This is a genomic window from Gilliamella sp. CG13 (assembly GCF_046635805.1).
Lineage (GTDB): Bacteria > Pseudomonadota > Gammaproteobacteria > Enterobacterales > Orbaceae > Gilliamella > Gilliamella apicola_I.
The window spans coordinates 176,294-195,996 of record NZ_JBIDFM010000004.1 but is presented as its reverse complement, the minus strand read 5'-3'; the positions used below and the strand labels follow the sequence as shown (position 1 = coordinate 195,996).

Here is a 19,703-nt window from a genome sequence, read left to right as displayed (position 1 = left end):
CCCATGGACCAGATAAAAAGTTCGATACTACTTATTGACGATCACCCTATGCTTAGAAATGGTGTAAAACAATTAATCAATACCGTTAGCCATTTTGAAGTGATTGGCGAAACGGGGTCTGGAACGGAAGGGATAAAACTCGCTGAAAAGCTCGATCCCGATATGATCTTACTGGATATCAATATTCAAAATGTTAGTGGGTTAGAAATACTACGCTATTTACGGGAAAAAAATATCTCCAGTCGCATCATTATGTTCACGGTATCGGATGCCAAAGAAGATATCATTACCGCACTCAAAAGTGGAGCGGATGGTTACCTGTTAAAGGATATGGAGCCAGAAGATTTTATTAAAGCGCTAAAAGATATTGCGGAAGGTAAAATCATTATGGATGAAGCAATTTCGCATATTATCCTTCACTATATGCGACACAGCGGCGAACCAACAACCAAACAAATTCACGATATAAACTTATTAACGCCTCGAGAACATGAAATATTTAATCTGCTAGTGCAAGGGCTTTCGAATAAACGCATTGCCAAAGATCTGGATATTGTTGAAAGTACCGTAAAAGTACATGTAAAAAGTATCTTTAAAAAATTAAATTTTAAATCACGCATGGAAATGACCGTATGGTATTTACAGAGCAAAGAGTAATGCATTAATTAAAGATAATTGATTATACTTAACTCGATCGAAAAGTTTAAAAGCTGTCATCCCTTAAATTATGATGATATAAGGCAGTATACGTTTAGATAACAGGCAAGACCATTATGCTGTAAAGTAATAGACTTGCCTGTTTAAATTAATGATTTGAAAACCAATTGAGTTTTTCTCGTAATGCAACAACAGGCCCGATGATAATCAAACTTGGACTACATGCTTGCAAAGCGATTTTAGCTAACTCACCAAGCAAACCTGTTACCACTTTTTGTTTGGTACTGGTACCTTCCTCAACAATAGCGACGGGCGTATTAGCATTCATACCGTGTTTGATTAATTGTTGACTAATATTTTCAGCTTGAGACAGCCCCATATAGAACACTAAGGTCTGCTTTTCAGCCGCTAAACTTTGCCAATCAAGATGACTACCATCTTTCAAATGCCCGGTAATTAAACGAATACTATGCGCATAATCTCGATGTGTTAAAGGGATACCACTGTATGCAGAACACCCCGATGCAGCAGTGATTCCCGGTACAACTGAAAATGGAATATCAGCATTATACAACGTTTCCAGCTCTTCGCCCCCTCGCCCAAAAATAAACGGATCGCCCCCTTTTAAACGGACAACACGTAACCCTTTTTGCGCTTGTTCTAACAAAATTTGATTAATCTGTTCTTGTGGCACGCAGTGATACCCTGCCCGTTTGCCAACAAATATACGCTGAGCATCCCGCCTGACAAGATTCATAATTTCATCCGAAACCAATCGATCATACACAATAATATCGGCTTGTTGGATTTGCTGTAATCCTTTCAAAGTCAGTAAGCCTGCATCACCGGGACCTGCGCCCACTAAAACCACTTCACCACGATGATCCAGTGATAAATTAAATAACTCATTGGTTAGTGTTTCAACTTGTTCAGAATCATTATTGGCAATGGCTTGTGCCAATCTATCATGAGTAAAAAGCTTTTCCCAAAATCGACGGCGTTCTGTGAGCGTTTTATAGGTTTGCTTAGCTTTATTTCGTAAATAACCCGCATATTGCGCTAATTTACCTAAGTGCTGAGGCAATATTGATTCTAGTTTTTCTCGTAATAGACGAGCTAAAACCGGCGCATGCCCTGCTGATGACACAGCAACCATAATTGGTGAACGATCAATAATCGAAGGCATAATAAAACTAGCATCTTTCGGCGAATCGACAACATTGCAAAAGATACGGCGATTTTCAGCCTCGAGACTGACGGTTTGATTGGTTTTAGGACAATCGGTCGCTGCAATGACTAACCATTTATTATCAAGCAGTTGTGCATTAAATTCCCCTTGCTGTAATATCAACTGGTTTTGCGCTTGCCAACATAAAAATTGCTCATTAAATTCAAGTGCGTTAACCGTTAACTTTGCACCTGCTTCGAGTAATAGCCGAGCTTTTCGTTCAGCGATTTCACCACCCCCGACTAACAGACAATCCCGATTTTCTAACTTACAAAATAGTGGAAAATAATCCATAAAACCTCAATATATATCCTTTTTAATTCAGCCAAGATTATGGTCGTTCAGTTTTTGGTGTCGAATACCAGTATCCTAAGCCCATAAAAACAACGCCAGAAACAAGGTTACCTAACGATACCCAAAGTAAATTATGACCAATTCCACATAGGGTATAAGCATCACTATGATGACCAAACCATGAAAGTGAAAATAACGTCATATTCGCCACCGAATGCTCATAACCACAGGCAATAAATGCTAGCAAACACCACCAAATCGCAATAAATTTAGCTGAGCCTTCAACACGATTTGCCATCCAAATAGCTAAACAAACTAGCCAGTTACATAAAATACCACGAAAAAACAGCGCACTAGCCGATGCGGTCGTTTTGGCTAATGCTGCACTATGCACTAAACTGGTATCGGTTGATAATAATGGGGTAGCAGCATAAAAATATAAAGCAGCGACAAAAATAGACCCCAATAAATTGGCTAACCACGTTTGAGGTAATACTAGCCACATCTGTGTATGCGTAATTTTCTTACATTTTACGCCAAATGTTAAAAACATTGTGTGACCAGTAAAAAGCTCAGATCCTGCAATCACCACTAACGTTAAGGCAATACCAAATGTCGCCCCCATAACTAAAGGTCTTAACGATGGATCAAGTAAATTACCTAAAGTGAAGATCAAAATAATACCAAGACCAACATAAGCGCCGGCCATAGCAGAACTTAACCAAAACCCTATCGGGTTAGTTTTGGCTAAACGTACAATACGTGCTGCATTGGCAGCACATTTATTAATTGTATCGGTATACATAACTATCTAAACCTTTAAAATTGTTTTAACTCGATGATTTAACTTCAACAAAACCATCTGTATTGACTCTTACTTCATAATGCGCAATTGAATAGTCGGCATCATCAATGCAATAACCATCTTTTAAACGAAAACGCTGTTTTTTTAATGGGCTTGCAACATACAAGTCATTTTCATGCTGTCCAATAATACCTCGAGATAAGACACTGGCTTGTGCAAATGGATCGATATTACTGATTGCATAAATTTCATCGGAATCATAAGGACGAAATACTGCAACATGTTCATGACCGACAAGTGCACACACGCCTGTTTCCGGTAAAATGTCATCGAGTTGACAAACTGTTATCCATTGACTCATATTATTGCTCTCCTAACATTGCTTGACGTTCTTCGGCTGTCGCAGGTCGATGCTGATCACGTTCAGGAATAAATTTGACATTTTCATCACGCAAATTACTGTTAATAAAGTGAGTAAATCGTTGTTGGTTTTCAGGATGTTCAACCGTTTCTTTCCACTCACACACCACCAATTTACGCAGACGAGTCATTTCACTTTCCAGCTCATCATTAATACCTAACTTATTGTCGATAATTACACTACGCAAATAGTCAATCCCGCCTTCCAGATTTTCAAGCCATACCGAAGTGCGTTGTAATTTATCAGCGGTACGGATATAAAACATAATAAAGCGATCAAGATATTGAATTAATGTCTGTCTATCGAGATCAGCAGCAAGCAAATCAGCATGACGAGGTTTCATCCCGCCATTACCACATACGTAAAGATTCCAACCTTTTTCAGTTGCAATAACGCCAATATCTTTACCTTGTGCTTCCGCACATTCACGTGTACAACCCGATACACCTAATTTGAATTTATGTGGAGCCCGAATCCCTTTATAACGATTTTCCAGTTCAACACCCAGACCAACACTATCCCCAACACCAAAACGACACCACGTACTCCCCACACAGGTTTTAGCCATTCGTAAGGCTTTTGCATACGCATAGCCACTCTCAAAGCCAGCATCAATTAACTCTTTCCAAATAGCGGGTAGATCATCTTTTTGCGCACCGAAAAGACCGATACGTTGTGAACCGGTAATTTTTGAATAAAGTTGATATTTTTTAGCAATTTGCCCCACCGCAATCAAGCCTTCTGGCGTAATTTCACCTCCGGCACTACGCGGAATAACCGAATATGTTCCATTTTTTTGGATATTTCCAAGAAAGATATCGTTACTATCTTGCAACGGAACTAAATCTTGTTTGAGAATATAATCGTTCCAACATGAAGCCAATAAAGAGGCGATCGTCGGTTTACACACCTCACATCCATAACCCGTACCATGTTTTTTGATCACTTCATTAAATGAAGTTAATCCTTCAACACGAATTAAATGATATAATTCTTGGCGTGAATATTTAAAATGTTCACATAAAGCATGGCTGACTTCGATACCTTGTTTAGCTAATTCTGAGTTTAAGAGCTGAGTCACCAATGGAATACAACCACCACAACCTGTACCGGCTTTGGTTTCTGCCTTGATTGCCGCTACAGTATGACAACCTGCGTGAATCGCATTAATGATTTTTGCTTTTGTCACATCGAAACATGAGCAAATTTGTGCAGTATCCGGTAAAGCTTCGACGCCCATTGTGGGTTTAGCCCCAGCATGAGCTGGTAAAATTAAGGTGTCCGGATGCTCAGGAAGATCCATCTCATTTAACATCAATTGTAATAAATTACTGTAATCAGCCGTATCACCCACCAATACAGCACCTAATAATTTTTTATTATCTGACGAAACGACCAATTTTTTATAAACCGGTACATTTTCATCTAAATACACATAGCTACGGCTAGCGGGTGTTTTTCCTTTGGCATCCCCTATACTACCGACATCAACGCCCATTAACTTTAATTTAGCGCTCATATCAGCGCCTTCAAATTGCATTGGCTCACCCATTAAGTGCGCTAAGGCAACTTGTGCCATCTTATAGCCCGGAGCAACCAAACCAAATACTTTACCTTGCCAACACGCACACTCACCAATAGCGTAAATATCAGGATCAGATGTCTGACAATGGTTATTCACCACAATGCCACCTCGTTGACCAATCTCAAGTTGACATGCTTTAGCAAGTTGATCATTCGGGCGAATACCTGTTGAAAATACGATAAAATCAACTTCCAGCGACGAACCATCAGCAAATTGCATCTTCTTACCTAACGGCGTATGAATAATTTCTTGGGTATTTTTACTGGTATGAACACCAACGCCCATCTCTTCAATTTTTCGGCGTAACTGATCACCCCCCATGGCATCAAGTTGTTCAGCCATCAATACTGGCGCAAATTCGACGACATGCGTTTGTATTCCTAAGTTTTTCAGCGCACCAGCAGCTTCAAGCCCTAACAACCCCCCACCGACAACAGCACCTGATTTACACTGTTTTGCGCATTCACGAATGGCATCAAGATCTTCAATGGTTCGGTAAACAAAACAATCTGCACCATCTGAACCTTTAATAGGTGGTACCCACGCATAAGATCCGGTAGCAATAATCAATTTATCATAGTGAACAATTCGCCCTGTGTGTGAGTGAACTTCTTTACGTTGACGATTAATTAATATTGCCCGCTCATTCAGTAATACTTGAATGTTATTTTCTTCATATAGCCCTTCACGAACTAAAGAAAGCGCTTCAGCAGTGTGGTCAGAAAAATAGGAAGAAAGGTGAACACGGTCATAAGCAAGGCGAGGTTCTTCACAAAAGATGGTAATATTGAACAGATCAGACTGCATTTTATCGATAACTTCTTCAATAAAACGATGTCCAACCATCCCATTACCGATGATAACGAGATTGGTTTTACTCATAATAAAGCTCCAATTTTATTTTAATTCAATTATTTAATTTATAGCTGTGCTCCATTTTATGTTACTTTGCTCAGATTATAATTATCCTCAAGGATTACCACTTTAGTAGTAATAAGGATAACTATTTTTAAAACAAAGCATTATAAAATATTTAACGTCAATTAAATTTAGGATCCCTACCCTGATAGGCTTTAACCTTTAATATCCAATCACCCTTGGTTAAATAATGTTGCTAATCAAAATTTAAATAGTATAATTAGCCGACTAAATAAATTGAGTAATGATAATTGAATTACAAGTCAAGAAAGCTTCCGTCTCGTGAAACGTTAGCACGAGCACAAAGATTTAATGATGATATTGTTGATGTTTCAGGCGTTGATCTGGTCTTAAGCTTGATCACCACAGCTGACTTAATCCGTTCAAACATTTACGCACAACTGACTAAAGATTATGATGTTTCAGAAGGTAAGTTCGCATTATTAATGTCACTCTTTTCGGAAGGTGAAACCTGTGCCAGTGATTTGGCATTACGCATAGGTGTTACCCCTGCTACCGTGTCAGTTATGGTTAAGCGAATGCTAGCTGCAACTCCACCATTAATCACCATGTCTAAAAGTGGTGAAGATGGTCGCTCTCGACTTATCTCATTGACTGAAGTTGGCGAAAAATTAATTCAAGAAGCATTACCCAATCACCTAAAATCGATTCGTGCTTTTGCCGAAGTTTTAAACTCGCAAGAACAAGAGTCTTTAATATTGATGTTGCGTAAACTTTTACGAAAATAACTGACTTTAAGCTTACTTAAAGTCTATTTTATTTATCTAAATACTTAGCTGACTAATTAAATGGAAAATAAGCTATATATGAAAAAAAATATCAAAATCCCTGCTATATTTTTGGTTATCCTAACAGTTGCCTCTTTTTTAATCTTTTTAGGTTCTCGAAATGATGCCGTCACCGTGGCTAAAAGCATTAAATCTGGCGTATTAACCGCAGATGAGATTAATATTGCCTTTCAAAATGTGAGCGGAAAAGTCATCAAACGATTTGTCGAAGAATCACAATTTGTAAAAAAAGGGGATCCGTTAATGCAATTAGAAGATGTCGATACTAAATTAGCTATCGATCGTCTACAAGCGCAGGTTGACAGCCAAAAAGCGGCAGTTGCTCAAGAACAAGCTGCCATTGCGATCACCGAAAACGAAACAAATTTAACCGAATTATCCACTTGGCGTAAAATTGAAGAAGTGAAAGCAAATTTAGAAGCCGCTAAATCAGCTCAAAATTTAGCTCAAATGGAGTTTGATCGTCAAACCCAATTACGTAAAACAGGGGGAAACTCGCAATCGCAACTTGATACCGCCCGTAATGCATTTACGGTTGCGAAAATGCAAGTTGTTCAGATTCAAAGCCAATTATCCACCTTAATGATTGGTGCAACACCCGAACAAATTAATCAATTTGAGCAAACTCGAAATGCAACAGGTATGACAATACAATCTGTTGCTATTGCACGACAAAAACTTCAAAATCGACAAAATCAGTTAGCTCAGCTCCAAGCACAACTTGCACAAGGTGAAACTGACTTAAAACAGCTACATATCAATTATCAACGATTAACATTAACGGCTCCTGAAGATGGCAAAGTATTAAAAATCATGTTTGAAGATGGTGAATTAGCTCCGACAGGCGCACCAGCAGTGTTATTAGAGACCGATCGTAAATACATTGATATTTATGTAAACGAAAAAATGGTAAATGACTACCAACCGGGCACAACAGTTAAAGCCAATGTCATCGCGCTTGATAAAGAGATAAAAGGTAAAGTTCGTTTTGCAACCGCAGCACCTTCTTTTGCGGATTTACGTATGACACGTGAACGTGGTCAAGCTGATTTAACCTCTTATCAGGTCAGAATATATATGGAATCTATTCCAAAACTTTTAACCGGTATGACAATCGAGGTTGATCAATGATGCAAAACATCATTAAATCTATGCTTGAAGAACTTGACGCAATGTTGTCAGGTCACTTCATTCCATATTATAAAGTTGCAATAGGATTAGCAGCCATTGTTGCGCTAATCTTTTCCATTGTGTTAAGTCATGGTGCCGTTTTTGAAGGTAAGATTGCAGTTATTGATCTTGATGGTTCACATTATTCAACGGAATTAATCAGTAAAGTCAATACTTCGCCTTATATCGAAGTATCCGAAGTCATCCGATCACCGGTGAATCCTATCACTTTAGTTTCGCACGATCGCAATTTAGGGGTACTTTATATTCCTAAAGGATTAGAGAAAAGTCTTAAAAAAGGTGACCAAACGGTTCGTTTAGGGTATTTTGCCGATGATACCAATGATGCACAAAATGCCAAAGTGTTACAAAGCTTAAATGAATATATTCCTGAGTTAGGGGCTGAACTTAGCGTTGGTAAAGTGTCTGCATTAGGTTTAGGACATGAAGGGACTGAAGCCACCTTATCGCCAATGCAACTTAAAACGCGATATATGTTCAATCCAGCTAGCTCTTCCACTATATCGACAATTATCTATTTTGTTTACTTCTTTTCGTCACTGACGTATGGATTAACTTCTTTAATGATTGTCGGTCGTTTAAAAGTCACTGGCATGTGGAATACAGTTTTAGAAAGAGGCTTTGTTGCACTATTAGCAAGAACAGTCCCTTATGCATTATTTTATACGACCGGATTAACATTAATAACCGCCGTATTAGTGATCTTTGGACAATTACGTTTTGATGGTAACTATTTTATTTTTATACCAAGCATTTTCATGACCGGACTTGCATTTGGTTGGTTAGGTTTTTTACTTTCCTGGAAAACCAATAATCCAGGTGAAGGTGCAAGCAAAATGATTTTCTTAGTGCCACCAGGATTTATTATGGGTGGATCAACCATGGCGGTCGGGATTATGCCACTTTGGACTTACTATGTTAGTCATGCATTTCCTTTAGTCTGGCTATTTCGATTCTTCCGAGATATCGCCATGCGAGGACGTTCACTGATTGATATGCTATCTACCTATGGCATTTTCATTATTTATTTAACTGTCATTGCGTTTGTGGTGATGATCGTTTTTGAACGAACGCAAAAATCCATTGCACAACCCAAAACCGACGTAAGCTAAATCATTAATAAAGTTATTGAAACTCTCATTGGGTTTCAATAACGACTTTCACTGTATTAAACTTTGGACTCAACGTCATTTCTTTTTTATTGATAAAATTTCTAAATATTTCGGTCAAATTATCCAATTTGTGATCTTCATCACTTCATTAAACGAAATACACGTTATTTTTTTGATGATTTAAGTATTTTTAATTATCCATTCAAGTTTGCTAATTAACTGAATAACAATACAATATTATTTTTAAGTTATTATTACTCCCCTTACCCTTTCTTTCACTTCCTTTCAAATGAAAAGGTTTTCACGTTTTTACAACCAAAATCGGTTTTGTGACTCACCTATCATTTTTCGATCCTTTGCATATGTTTAAATTGAATAACAGAATGAAAGCAAAACAAGTAATTATGTTATGAATGATTTAATAATGAATACATTGCAACGTCGAGAAAAAATTATTTATTTACTCGGTAAAGAAAATACCGTTTCAGTCAATAAATTAAGTAAGCTTTTTAAAGTTTCAACTGTCACCATTCGTAATGATCTTCGCCATTTAGAACAAAAAGGTTGTGTATTGCGTTCCTATGGCGGTGCTATGCTAAATAAAGCTTTCGCTTTTGATAGACCTTTACAAGATAAAAGTCGTATTAACTCTACCATTAAAAATAAGATAGCCCAAAAAGCGGCAGAAATGGTTAAAGATGGTGATCGCATTATTCTCGATTCAGGATCAACAACTGCAGCCATGGTGCCTTATCTGCGTGAAAAACAAAATCTCATTGTTTTTACCAATGCAATTAATATTGCCTACGATTTATCAATCAATACTGACATTGAAGTCATCATTGCTGGTGGTAATATTCGAAAAAAAGCCTTTTCTATTTCGGGACCAACCGTAGAACAACAACTTAAAATGTATCATTTTAATAAACTTTTTTTAGGTGTTGATGGCTTCGACCTTAGCGCAGGTATCACAACACCCAATTTTGGCGAAGCATCGGTTAATCGAGTCATGTGTCAAGTTTCAGGTCAAATCATTGCGATAACGGATTCAAGTAAATTTGGACGTAAAAGCTTCTGTATGATTGAAAAAATCAATCCTATTGAAACGCTGATTACAGATTCAAACATTCCAAAAGAATATTTAACGCAATTACACACATTAGGCATTAATGTGGTTATTGCCAATCTATAAACTTTTCTCTTTTTTTATTTTTATGACTTAACGAACAGGATCACAATTATGCAACAATATTTAAATTATTCGAAAGAGTGGTTAGAACAACACGGCGCAATTCATACGGCTAAAGAAATTTGTCAACAACCTAAAATTTGGCGTGATTTGCTTCAATTACTTTCCCAAAAACAACCTCAAATAGAAACCTTTCTAACCCCTTTACTGGCTGATCCGAATTTAGTTATTATCCTTACCGGTGCGGGATCTTCCGCTTTTGGCGGTGTCGCCCTTGCACCATGGCTAAGAGAACAGACTAAACGCAATGTTTATGCTTATGGCACTACTGAAATTGTTGCTGATCCATTACAATATCTATCTGCCCATAAAAAAACATTAATTGTCTCGTTTGCTCGTTCTGGCAACAGCCCTGAAAGCGTTGCAACCGTAAAATTAGCCGATCAAATCGTTTCAGATTGCTATCACCTATTTTTAACCTGTAATCCCAATTGTGCATTAACCGATTATGCTAACCAAAAAAATAATGCTCAGCGTATATTGCAATTAGTCCTGCCAGAAGGAACGCATGATCTTGGGTTTGCGATGACATCGAGTATTAGTAGCATGATATTAGCCACACTGCTGCTTTTAGGCGGTATCGATACTCATGATGCAAATGATGCAGTCATGAAAATTGCCACTATTTGTGAGCAACAACTTTTAAATTGGCAAACCATCACAAAACAATTAGCCCAAAAAAATCATGAACGAGTAATTTATGTTGGTAGTAGTTGCTTCACTGGCACCGCTCAAGAAGCCGCATTAAAAATTTTAGAACTCACTGCCGGTAAAATTGCAACCCGATTTGATTCAATATTAGGTTTACGCCATGGCCCTAAGTTTATGATTAATGAAAAAAGTTTAGTGGTATGTTTCTTTTCTAACGATGCTTATATCCACCAATACGATATCGATTTATTTAATGAGTTAGAACACGATCGTATCGCAACAGATGTACTTGCTTTGAGCGGTCAGCAGAGCACGCATAAACAAATATTGTCGGTTGATTGTCATCTTTCCGATTGTTGGTTGATTTTTCCTTACTTAGTTTTTGCTCAAATGTTAGCGTTTGAAAAATCACTGAGTGTTGGATTAACCCCTGACAATCCTTGTCCTACCGGTGAAGTGAATCGAGTTGTAAAAGGTGTGACGATTTATCCATTTCATCAAATTTAAGTCATCAATCCGATTAAACCTTTAAATAAAAGGATATAAAAATATGAGTACTCCCAATATTCTTATGACACGTATTGATAACCGCTTAGTTCATGGTCAAGTCGGTGTGACTTGGGTGAATGCGCTTGGCGCTAATCTTTTATTAGTTGCCAATGACAGCGCTGCGCAAGATCCGGTACAACAAAATCTGATGGATATGGTTATTGCAGAAGGAATTCAAACGCGTTATTTCACCTTGCAAAAAACTATCGACATTATTGGCAAAGCAGCTGAACGTCAAAAAATCTTTATTGTTTGTAAAACACCTCAAGATGTTCTAACTCTAGTTAAGGGTGGCGTACCCATTAAATTTGTCAATGTTGGTAATATGCACTTTTCTGAAGGGAAAAAACAGATCCATAAAACGGTATCCGTTGATGACAATGATATCGCTGCTTTTAAAGAGCTGGAAAAGTTAGGCGTCACTTGCGAAGTTCGCCGTGTACCGGACGAATCTGGCGAAAAAATAGCAGATTTACTCAATCTATCATCATAGCAAGAGGGGCAAATTATGTTAATGGATGCTTTATTGATAGGACTACTAGCCGGTATTGCTGGCGTAGACTTATTTGACGGACTTACGCATTTACACAGACCAATCGTAATTGGACCGTTAGTTGGGTTGATTTTGGGTGATGTAAAAACAGGTTTATATGTGGGTGGTTCATTAGAACTGGTCTGGATGGGCATGGTTCCACTCGCCGGCGCACAACCTCCAAATGTTGTTATAGGCGGCGTGATTGGTACCAGTTTTGCAATTTTAACGCACACCGAGCCTAAAGTTGCCATTGGGATAGCTGTTCCCTTTGCCATAGCGGTACAAGGTTGTATTACCCTTTTATTTACATTCTATTCGCCAATGATGCACAAATGTGATCGCTATGTTGATCAGCTCAATTTTAAAGGTATTGAGTGGGTGAACTATCTGGGGATGATAATTCTATTTTGTTTCTATTTCATTGTCGCATTTTTACCTATCTATTTTGGTACTGATGCAGCAACCGCGTTAGTTGAAAAATCACCTAAATGGTTATTAGATGGGCTTAGTGTCGCGGGCGGAATGATGCCAGCAATTGGTTTTGCAATGCTAATGAAGATTATGATGAAGAAAACGTATGTTGCTTACTTTATCTTAGGTTTTCTGGGGGTGACCTATCTTAATTTACCTATTTTAGCCATTGCGTTAGGTGCTTTAGCCATTGCAATGATTGATTTCTATAATTATAGCCGTGATAACCATGACAGTAACAAGTCTGTAAGCGCAACTTCAGTGGAGGTAGAAGATGGAATTTAATGATGATCATGACCAAAAAATAGCAGATAAAGAAGAAAAACGTATGGCACAAGCACTCGCCACAAGTAAAGTTTCGGCAGATACGTTTACCGACCAAAGCCAAGATGTCACACTAACTAAAGGTGATATAAACCGAATGGCGTTTCGCTCATTGGCGTTGCAAGCATCATTTAATTACGAACGGATGCAAGCTGGCGGTTGGCTTTTTACCGTATTACCTGCATTGCGTAAAATTCATAAAAATAAGGATGATCTAAAAAATTCTATGCACATGCATATGGAATTTATCAATGTTCATCCTTTCGATGCGACCTTTTTATCTGGATTAGTCTTAGCCATGGAAAAAGGAAAAGAAAACATATCGACTATTCGGGCGGTAAAAGTTGCCTTAATGGGGCCATTAGGCGGAATCGGTGATGCGCTATTTTGGCTCACCTTATTACCAATCTGCGCAGGGATTGGCGCCTCATTAGCTTTAGAAGGAAGTCTGTTTGGTCCGATCATTTTTTTGTTAATGTTCAATTTAGTCCATTTCGGTCTACGTTTTGGACTTGCTTATTACGGTTATCATGCTGGCACCAGTGCGTTACCTTTATTAAAATCCCATACTAAGCGTATTTCACACGCGGCCTCCATTGTCGGTATGACCGTCATTGGTGCACTGGTTGCCTCTTACGTGCATTTTTCAACGCCGTTAGAAATTAATGCGGGTCAAGCGCATATTGCGTTACAAGCGGATGTGCTCGATAAACTTATGCCGAATTTGTTACCACTTGGATTTACATTAACTATTTATTACTTGATGAAACATAACTTTTCACCCGTTAAATTAATTGGGTTAACGGTGATTATTGGTGTGGTCGGCAAATTAGTGGGAATTTTATAGAGGAAATTTATGTTAGGCGTAATATTAACAGGTCATGGTAGCTTTGCTACCGGACTTTTTGAAGCAGCAACACAAATCATTGGTGAACAAACACAATTTAATGCCGTTAATTTTCCTGATGGCATGAGTAGCGAACAATTAGCAGAACAGTTAAATACGGCATTAAAACAGTGTGATCGTGGTCAAGGTGTGATATGTTTGACAGATATTGTTGGTGGTTCGCCTTTTCGACTAGCCGCCATGTTGAGTTATCAATATAATAATATTGAAGTGATAAGTGGGACTAATCTGCCATTATTACTTGAAATATTATTACAGCGAGAGGATCTGGACTTAGCAACAATTCGTCAAGAAACCATTGAAAATGGGCAAAGAGCGATAACGAGCTTATGGCACGAGCACCAAAAAAAATCACCTAAAAATGAGGAGTGTTCTGATGGAATTTAAGCAAATCCACGCCAAAAAGGTGTTAACACTGGTTGGCTGGCTTAATAATGTCATTGTCACCATTCAAAACGGAATCATCACGGATATCACACCGAGTGATAAACCGTGTCCTAATCAAATCAAACTATTACCAGCACTGATTGATACGCATATTCATGGTGTCATGGGCGCCGATACCATGGATGCGACCCATGAATCACTCAATACCATGAGCAATTTTTTAGCCCAACATGGGGTAGGTGCTTTTTTGGCAACGACGGTGACAGAAAGCCATGACAAAATCGAAGCCGCACTACGACAAGTTAAAAACAGCATTCAGCAAGGCGTAACAGGCGCAACTTTGTTAGGTTCTTATCTGGAAGGCCCTTTTTTTAATGCTATTCATAAAGGTGCCCACCCAGAAGCATTACTGCAAGCCCCCGATCGCACTACAATTGAAAAATGGCTAACCTTAGCCGAAGGAACATTAAAGTGTATCGCTTTAGCGCCCGAGTATCCCAATGCTTTAGCCATTATCAAATGGTTACGTCATCAAAATATTCGGGTCATGATTGGGCATACTAATGCAGATTATCAAACAACAAAAGCTGCACTTTTAGCAGGCGCAAGTGGCGTAGTGCATTGCTATAATGGCATGTCAGGATTACATCATCGTAACCCAGGTGTAGTGGGTGCAGCTCTCAGCATAGATCATTGCCAAACCGAAATGATTGTTGATGGTCACCATGTACACCCTGCCGCAGTTGCAATTGCCCATAAGTGTTGTGGAGAAAATTTACTTTTAATCACCGATGCTATGCGTGCAACGGGTATGCCTAATGGTGACTATTATTTAGGTCAGTTGCGAGTGCATATGAAAGATAATGTTGTTCGCACCGATGATGGAAACTTGGCAGGTAGCACATTAACTCTTGATTGTGCAGTTAATAATTTGGCAAACTTTACTAATACTTCTTTTGATAAGGCTTGGCTACATGGTAGTTATTACCCAGCCAAAGCATTAGGCATAGACAACACATTGGGTAGCATTGCGCCAGATAAAATCGCTAATTTGGTTGTTCTTAACGAACAAAATCAATTGATTGCAACTTTAGTCAAAGGCAATATCGTTTATCAATCTAATCAATTCAACGAACAATATATCACTCACCCCAAACAAGTTTAATAAATATGGAAAATGCCTGAATAATAACTCATCATTAATAGCAGTTGAGTTTTGATTTAAGCAAATTAGGAGATCAGATGAAAAAGATAATATTAAAGGGAATCATAGCATTAACAACTGTTTTATCTTTCAATGTACCAGCTATCGAAACAGTGAACGATTTTACATTAGAACAAGTTGTTGTTTTTAGTCGCCATGGTTTGCGAGCACCATTAGCTAGCCCTAATAGTACGTTGGGTAAAGTCACGCCCAATCAATGGCCGCAATGGGATACCCCAGCGAGTTATTTAACGACTCGTGGTGGAGCATTAGAAAGCTATTTTGGTCACTATTTCAGTGAATGGTTAGTCGATAACAAATTATTAAATCGAGATCGTTGTCCAAACGACCAAGATGTTTATATTTATACCAATAGTTTGCAACGCACAATTGCCACCGGACAGTTTTTTGCAGTTGGTGCTTTTCCGGGTTGTCTTGTGCCGATTATCCATAAAGAAAAACTTGGCAGCATGGATCCGCTATTTTTCCCTGTCATTGATGATAATAGTTCAGCCTTTAAACAGGCCGCAATCAATTCAATTAACCAAACTGCCGATACCAAAGGCATTGAAGGGCTGAATGAAAAACTGGGTAAAGCGTATCAAGACATGTCGACTATCCTAAATTACTCTAATTCAACCAATTGTATTACACATAAACAGTGTGATTTTGCACATTTACCCACCGAGCTTATTATTGAAAAAGGCAAGGAACCTGGCATAACAGGCGCACTTCGCACGGGAACATCCATTGCTGATGCTTTTATATTACAATATTATGAAGGATCGCCTTTACATGATATTGCTTGGGGGCAGATAAAGGATAAACAACAATTCGAACAGTTAGTTGCGATCAAAGAGCACTACAATAGCGTTTTATTTGGATCGCCCGTTGTGGCAAAACAGGTGTCAGCAAAATTAGTTAATTATATTAATCACGCTTTTTCAGAAAATGAAGTACATCCTAAATTTACGCTGTTAGTAGGACATGATTCCAATGTAGCCTCTCTACTTTCAACAATTAAAATTAAGCATTACACGTTACCAGAGCAGTTTGAAACCACCCCTATTGGTGGGAAAATTGTCTTTCAAAAATGGCGTAATAATCACAATGGCGAAGCACTGATGAAAATTGAATATTTTTATCAATCCACCGACCAGATCCGTGATTTAGTACAATTAAACCGTCAAAACCCACCTCATAAAGTCGTATTAGAAATGGAAAATTGTCCTATTAATGCTAATGGATTTTGTTCATTTTCAACGTTTAAACAAGTGCTGAATCATCTCATCCAATAACATTAATTTTGTCGATCGTGTGCTTAAAAAGTCACTTAAGCACACTCTATCAAATCCTAAAACCTAACGAGGTATTTTGATGTTAGCCGTGAGTCACTCATTTCGTAAAAATAAAATGAGTTCACCATTATAACTATGAAAATCACTTTTTAGTGACAATACATACCCCCCATTAATAACTGACAGTAAGTGACTGCCAGTGTAATAAATTAACGCTCATTTCAAGTTAATTACCCATACTTTTCTATTATAATTTTCCTGCACTTCCACAAATGCGAATTTTTTCTTCCACAATTTTCGCCATAGCTAATTTAGCTGGTTGCATATAATGTCTTGGATCGTTTGCATCAGGGTGATGATTAAAATCTAGCTTTAACGCATCTGAAAAAGCAATTTTTAATTCCGTTGCCACATTCACTTTACAAATGCCTAAGGAAATCGATTTTTTTACCATCACTTCAGGGATACCCGATGCGCCATGTAATACCAGTGGAATATCAACTTTATCGCGTATTTTGGCTAATCGTTCAAAATCAAGTTTAGGTTCACCTTTATAGAGCCCATGAGCTGAACCAATGGCAACAGCTAGCGAATCGATACCTGTGCGCTCGACATACGCTTTGGCGGCATCCGGATCTGTAAATGCACTCTCTTTATCTTCAACAATTAAATCATCTTCTTGCCCACCAAGCCTGCCTAATTCGGCTTCAACACTTGCATTATATTGATGACTAAATTCAACCATTTTTTTCACAATTTCAATATTTTCTTCATAGGGATGATGTGACGCATCAATCATAATCGAGCGAATACCCGCTTCAATTTTTTCTTTGATATCACTGATGTTTTCGTGGTGATCCAAATGTAACGCAAATGGAAAGCGCAGCATTTGTGCTGCGGTTTTGCAAATATTAATTAAGTAGGATGTGCCTGCATATTGATAAGTTGACGGTGTTGCTGCGAGTATAACCGGTGATTCCATTTTTTTAGCTGTATCAACCACAACTTGAATGGTTTCCAGATTGTGTATATTAAACGCAGGTACGGCATATTTTTCACGTTGTGCTTTTTTTAACATCTCTTGACTAGAAATAAGATACATAAGTTACTCCTAATTAACCTTATATTTTTAGATAATTTTTGTAATTTTCACTTGTTGATAATAGTGGTCGTAATGACGCATATTCACAAACCCTGTCTGTGATTCCATGGCATTGAGCATTCCCATCGTCATAGCTCGAGCTAACATCACTTCAATCGATTCATTTTCATGCAAGCTGACTGCCAGCCCAGCTAAAGTAATATCTCCTGAACCCACCGGATTAATGACCTTAATTTGGGGAATTGAGGCTTGATAATATTGATGATGGCAACGCACAAACGCTCCATTTTTCCCTAATGAGATAACAATAATCGGAATGTCACTTAATAACGGATGGTTGAGTGCTTGGATTAATGAATGGGTATCATCCGCATCAATCTTCATCTCAATGATTTGTTGTAATTCTTCTTTATTTGGCTTGATTAAATAAGGTTTGTGTTTTGAAATCAGTGTTGCATAGAGCATTTTGCCTGATGAATCTAACAACACCGGAATTTGACGTTTTTCAGCTTGTTCAATTAATTTAACATAAAAATCGATGGGAAAACCTTGAGGCAATGACCCCGATATTGTAATGATTTTGGCTTGCTCAAGCATGGTTTCATAATGGTTCAGAAATTGTTCAACATCATTACTGTCCAACTCTGGGCCTGACTCTAAAATTTCGGTTTGATTGCCTTCATGCAAAATAGCAATGCAGTTTCTTGACTCCTGTTTAGTTATATAAAAGCAATAAGCAATGTTATCTTTGTCTAACTGCTTTTTAATGTATTCACCAGTTGTTCCACCAATAATGCCAGAGGCTAAAACAGGTATACCAGAAAATTTTATACCTCGGGTCACGTTAAGCCCTTTACCACCAGCTGTCTTTTTTACATTCGATACCCGATTAATATCATCAATAATTAATTTATTTAAAGGGTATGCGATATCCACTGAAGGATTCATTGTAATCGTTAATATCATATTCTCACCTACATGTTAATGCTTTGTGAGAAATAACCATTGAGCAACCGTAATCTTTAAACTAACACCTATTTTCAACTGGTTAAAAAAGACTTAAACCGTATTGATGAAAATAACGTTTTTCGCTCCACTCAATTGTCTTAAAAAAGTAGTACACCATGACCAGAAAAATATCTCAAACCGCTATTAAATTGACGCCTTGCTGCTCAAATTCTTGTCGACACCTATCATCAATACCCGAATCCGTAATGATAGTGTCTAATTTATTGAGCGGTAACACGATGTTGATTCCATTGCGTCCAAATTTAGATGAATCTAAAACTGCGACGACTTTTTTAGCGGTATTTGCCATAATATTACTAATGGTGTAACCTTCATTAAACGTTGTTATTCCTCGTTTTGCATCGATTCCATCTGCGCCGACAAATAAAATATCAGCAGAGATGCCGTCTAACGATTGCTCAGCAATTTTTCCATGAAAAGAGCGAGTCTTGTGTCTGAGTGTTCCGCCACATATAAATAACATAATGTCACTATTGTCGGAGAGAATAAAAGCAGAGGTAAGACTATTGGTAATGACAGTGATATGCTTTAATTTAACCAGTTCTTCAGCTATCAACATCGTGGTGCTACCACTATCTAAAATAATAATATCGCCTTCTTTAACATGTTTAACTGCTTCAATTGCAATGCGTTTTTTAGCTTCAATAAATCGCTGATAACGTTCTTCTAATTGCAATTCTTTAAATGATTTGATGTCATCATTGTCAATAATTTTGGTTGCACCACCATGAAATCGGCTTAGCACGCCTTGTTTTTCTAATAATCTAAGGTCTGTTCTAATGGTCACTTCAGAAACACCATACTGTTCTGACAGATCACTGACCAATACCGTACCTTTCATATTAAGAATATCTATAATTTGTTGGCGTCTTTCACTTGCGTTCATAATATTTCCTTTTTCGAAATCTTTTCAGCAGTGTATAACAAACAAAATCAAAAGATAAGTTTTCATTTTCAATGATTGACGTTAATCAATA

At 37.8% G+C, this 19,703-nt stretch carries 19 protein-coding genes; 12 read left to right on the top strand and 7 right to left on the bottom strand.

Annotated features, from left to right (window positions below; translation table 11 throughout):
- The first annotated feature begins 3 nt into the window (after positions 1–3).
- Positions 4–657 (top strand): two-component system response regulator NarL, encoded by a 654-nt coding sequence (gene narL / locus ACGH6R_RS07830; RefSeq protein ID WP_220216375.1) that lies wholly within the window; start codon positions 4–6, stop codon positions 655–657.
- A 148-nt stretch (positions 658–805) separates the two neighbouring features.
- On the opposite strand, the gene cysG is transcribed toward narL, so the two are convergent.
- Genes cysG through nirB form a run of 4 tightly spaced genes read right to left on the bottom strand, consistent with a single transcriptional unit; the run spans position 806 to position 5,872 of the window.
- On the bottom strand, positions 806–2,179 hold the full coding sequence (gene cysG / locus ACGH6R_RS07825; protein WP_220216374.1) for a siroheme synthase CysG: 1,374 nt from the start codon (positions 2,177–2,179) through the stop codon (positions 806–808).
- A 37-nt stretch (positions 2,180–2,216) separates the two neighbouring features.
- Complete coding sequence (gene nirC, locus ACGH6R_RS07820; RefSeq protein ID WP_267350355.1) at positions 2,217–2,984, bottom strand: nitrite transporter NirC; 768 nt, start codon at positions 2,982–2,984, stop codon at positions 2,217–2,219.
- A gap of 25 nt (positions 2,985–3,009) precedes the next feature.
- Positions 3,010–3,345 (bottom strand): nitrite reductase small subunit NirD, encoded by a 336-nt coding sequence (gene nirD, locus ACGH6R_RS07815; RefSeq protein ID WP_267350354.1) that lies wholly within the window; start codon positions 3,343–3,345, stop codon positions 3,010–3,012.
- 1 nt (position 3,346) lies between these two features.
- Entirely contained in the window at positions 3,347–5,872 is a 2,526-nt protein-coding gene (nirB, locus tag ACGH6R_RS07810; protein WP_294826149.1) for a nitrite reductase large subunit NirB, read from the bottom strand.
- A 287-nt stretch (positions 5,873–6,159) separates the two neighbouring features.
- Between nirB and ACGH6R_RS07805 the strand changes: the two genes are divergently transcribed.
- The 11 genes from ACGH6R_RS07805 to agp all read left to right on the top strand — a co-directional run bounded on the left by ACGH6R_RS07805 (position 6,160) and on the right by agp (position 16,595).
- A complete protein-coding gene (locus ACGH6R_RS07805; protein ID WP_220216370.1) occupies positions 6,160–6,657 on the top strand; it encodes a MarR family winged helix-turn-helix transcriptional regulator in 498 nt (165 codons plus the stop codon).
- Between the two features lie 78 nt (positions 6,658–6,735).
- Positions 6,736–7,848, top strand: a complete 1,113-nt coding sequence (locus ACGH6R_RS07800) for an HlyD family secretion protein (RefSeq protein ID WP_411599318.1) — start codon at positions 6,736–6,738, stop codon at positions 7,846–7,848.
- Positions 7,845–9,020, top strand: coding sequence for an ABC transporter permease (locus ACGH6R_RS07795; protein ID WP_294826155.1), 1,176 nt, complete (start codon positions 7,845–7,847; stop codon positions 9,018–9,020). The genes ACGH6R_RS07800 and ACGH6R_RS07795 overlap by 4 nt, the downstream gene beginning before the upstream one ends.
- A gap of 421 nt (positions 9,021–9,441) precedes the next feature.
- The gene (agaR, locus tag ACGH6R_RS07790; protein ID WP_363317347.1) at positions 9,442–10,212 is read left to right on the top strand and encodes a transcriptional repressor AgaR; all 771 of its coding nucleotides are present in this window, start codon (positions 9,442–9,444) and stop codon (positions 10,210–10,212) included.
- Between the two features lie 48 nt (positions 10,213–10,260).
- On the top strand, positions 10,261–11,427 hold the full coding sequence (locus ACGH6R_RS07785; RefSeq protein ID WP_411599317.1) for an SIS domain-containing protein: 1,167 nt from the start codon (positions 10,261–10,263) through the stop codon (positions 11,425–11,427).
- A gap of 43 nt (positions 11,428–11,470) precedes the next feature.
- Positions 11,471–11,962, top strand: coding sequence for a PTS N-acetylgalactosamine transporter subunit IIB (gene agaV, locus ACGH6R_RS07780; RefSeq protein ID WP_220216365.1), 492 nt, complete (start codon positions 11,471–11,473; stop codon positions 11,960–11,962).
- Positions 11,963–11,977: 15 nt separating this feature from the next.
- The gene (gene agaW, locus ACGH6R_RS07775) at positions 11,978–12,760 is read left to right on the top strand and encodes a PTS N-acetylgalactosamine transporter subunit IIC (protein WP_411599316.1); all 783 of its coding nucleotides are present in this window, start codon (positions 11,978–11,980) and stop codon (positions 12,758–12,760) included.
- Complete coding sequence (locus tag ACGH6R_RS07770; RefSeq protein ID WP_411599315.1) at positions 12,750–13,646, top strand: PTS system mannose/fructose/sorbose family transporter subunit IID; 897 nt, start codon at positions 12,750–12,752, stop codon at positions 13,644–13,646. The genes agaW and ACGH6R_RS07770 overlap by 11 nt, the downstream gene beginning before the upstream one ends.
- A 9-nt stretch (positions 13,647–13,655) precedes the next feature.
- The gene (gene agaF / locus ACGH6R_RS07765) at positions 13,656–14,093 is read left to right on the top strand and encodes a PTS galactosamine/N-acetylgalactosamine transporter subunit IIA (RefSeq protein WP_220216362.1); all 438 of its coding nucleotides are present in this window, start codon (positions 13,656–13,658) and stop codon (positions 14,091–14,093) included.
- A complete protein-coding gene (gene nagA, locus ACGH6R_RS07760; protein WP_411599314.1) occupies positions 14,083–15,258 on the top strand; it encodes an N-acetylglucosamine-6-phosphate deacetylase in 1,176 nt (391 codons plus the stop codon). The genes agaF and nagA overlap by 11 nt, the downstream gene beginning before the upstream one ends.
- Before the next feature lie 77 nt (positions 15,259–15,335).
- Positions 15,336–16,595 (top strand): bifunctional glucose-1-phosphatase/inositol phosphatase, encoded by a 1,260-nt coding sequence (gene agp, locus ACGH6R_RS07755; RefSeq protein WP_411599313.1) that lies wholly within the window; start codon positions 15,336–15,338, stop codon positions 16,593–16,595.
- A 247-nt stretch (positions 16,596–16,842) separates the two neighbouring features.
- Here agp and ACGH6R_RS07750 read toward each other — a convergent pair whose 3' ends face one another.
- From ACGH6R_RS07750 to ACGH6R_RS07740, 3 genes are all read right to left on the bottom strand, one after another.
- Complete coding sequence (locus ACGH6R_RS07750) at positions 16,843–17,697, bottom strand: tagatose bisphosphate family class II aldolase (protein WP_411599312.1); 855 nt, start codon at positions 17,695–17,697, stop codon at positions 16,843–16,845.
- Positions 17,698–17,724: 27 nt separating this feature from the next.
- Complete coding sequence (locus tag ACGH6R_RS07745; protein ID WP_411599311.1) at positions 17,725–18,663, bottom strand: hexose kinase; 939 nt, start codon at positions 18,661–18,663, stop codon at positions 17,725–17,727.
- Between the two features lie 175 nt (positions 18,664–18,838).
- Positions 18,839–19,612, bottom strand: a complete 774-nt coding sequence (locus ACGH6R_RS07740) for a DeoR/GlpR family DNA-binding transcription regulator (protein ID WP_411599310.1) — start codon at positions 19,610–19,612, stop codon at positions 18,839–18,841.
- Positions 19,613–19,703: the final 91 nt, after the last annotated feature.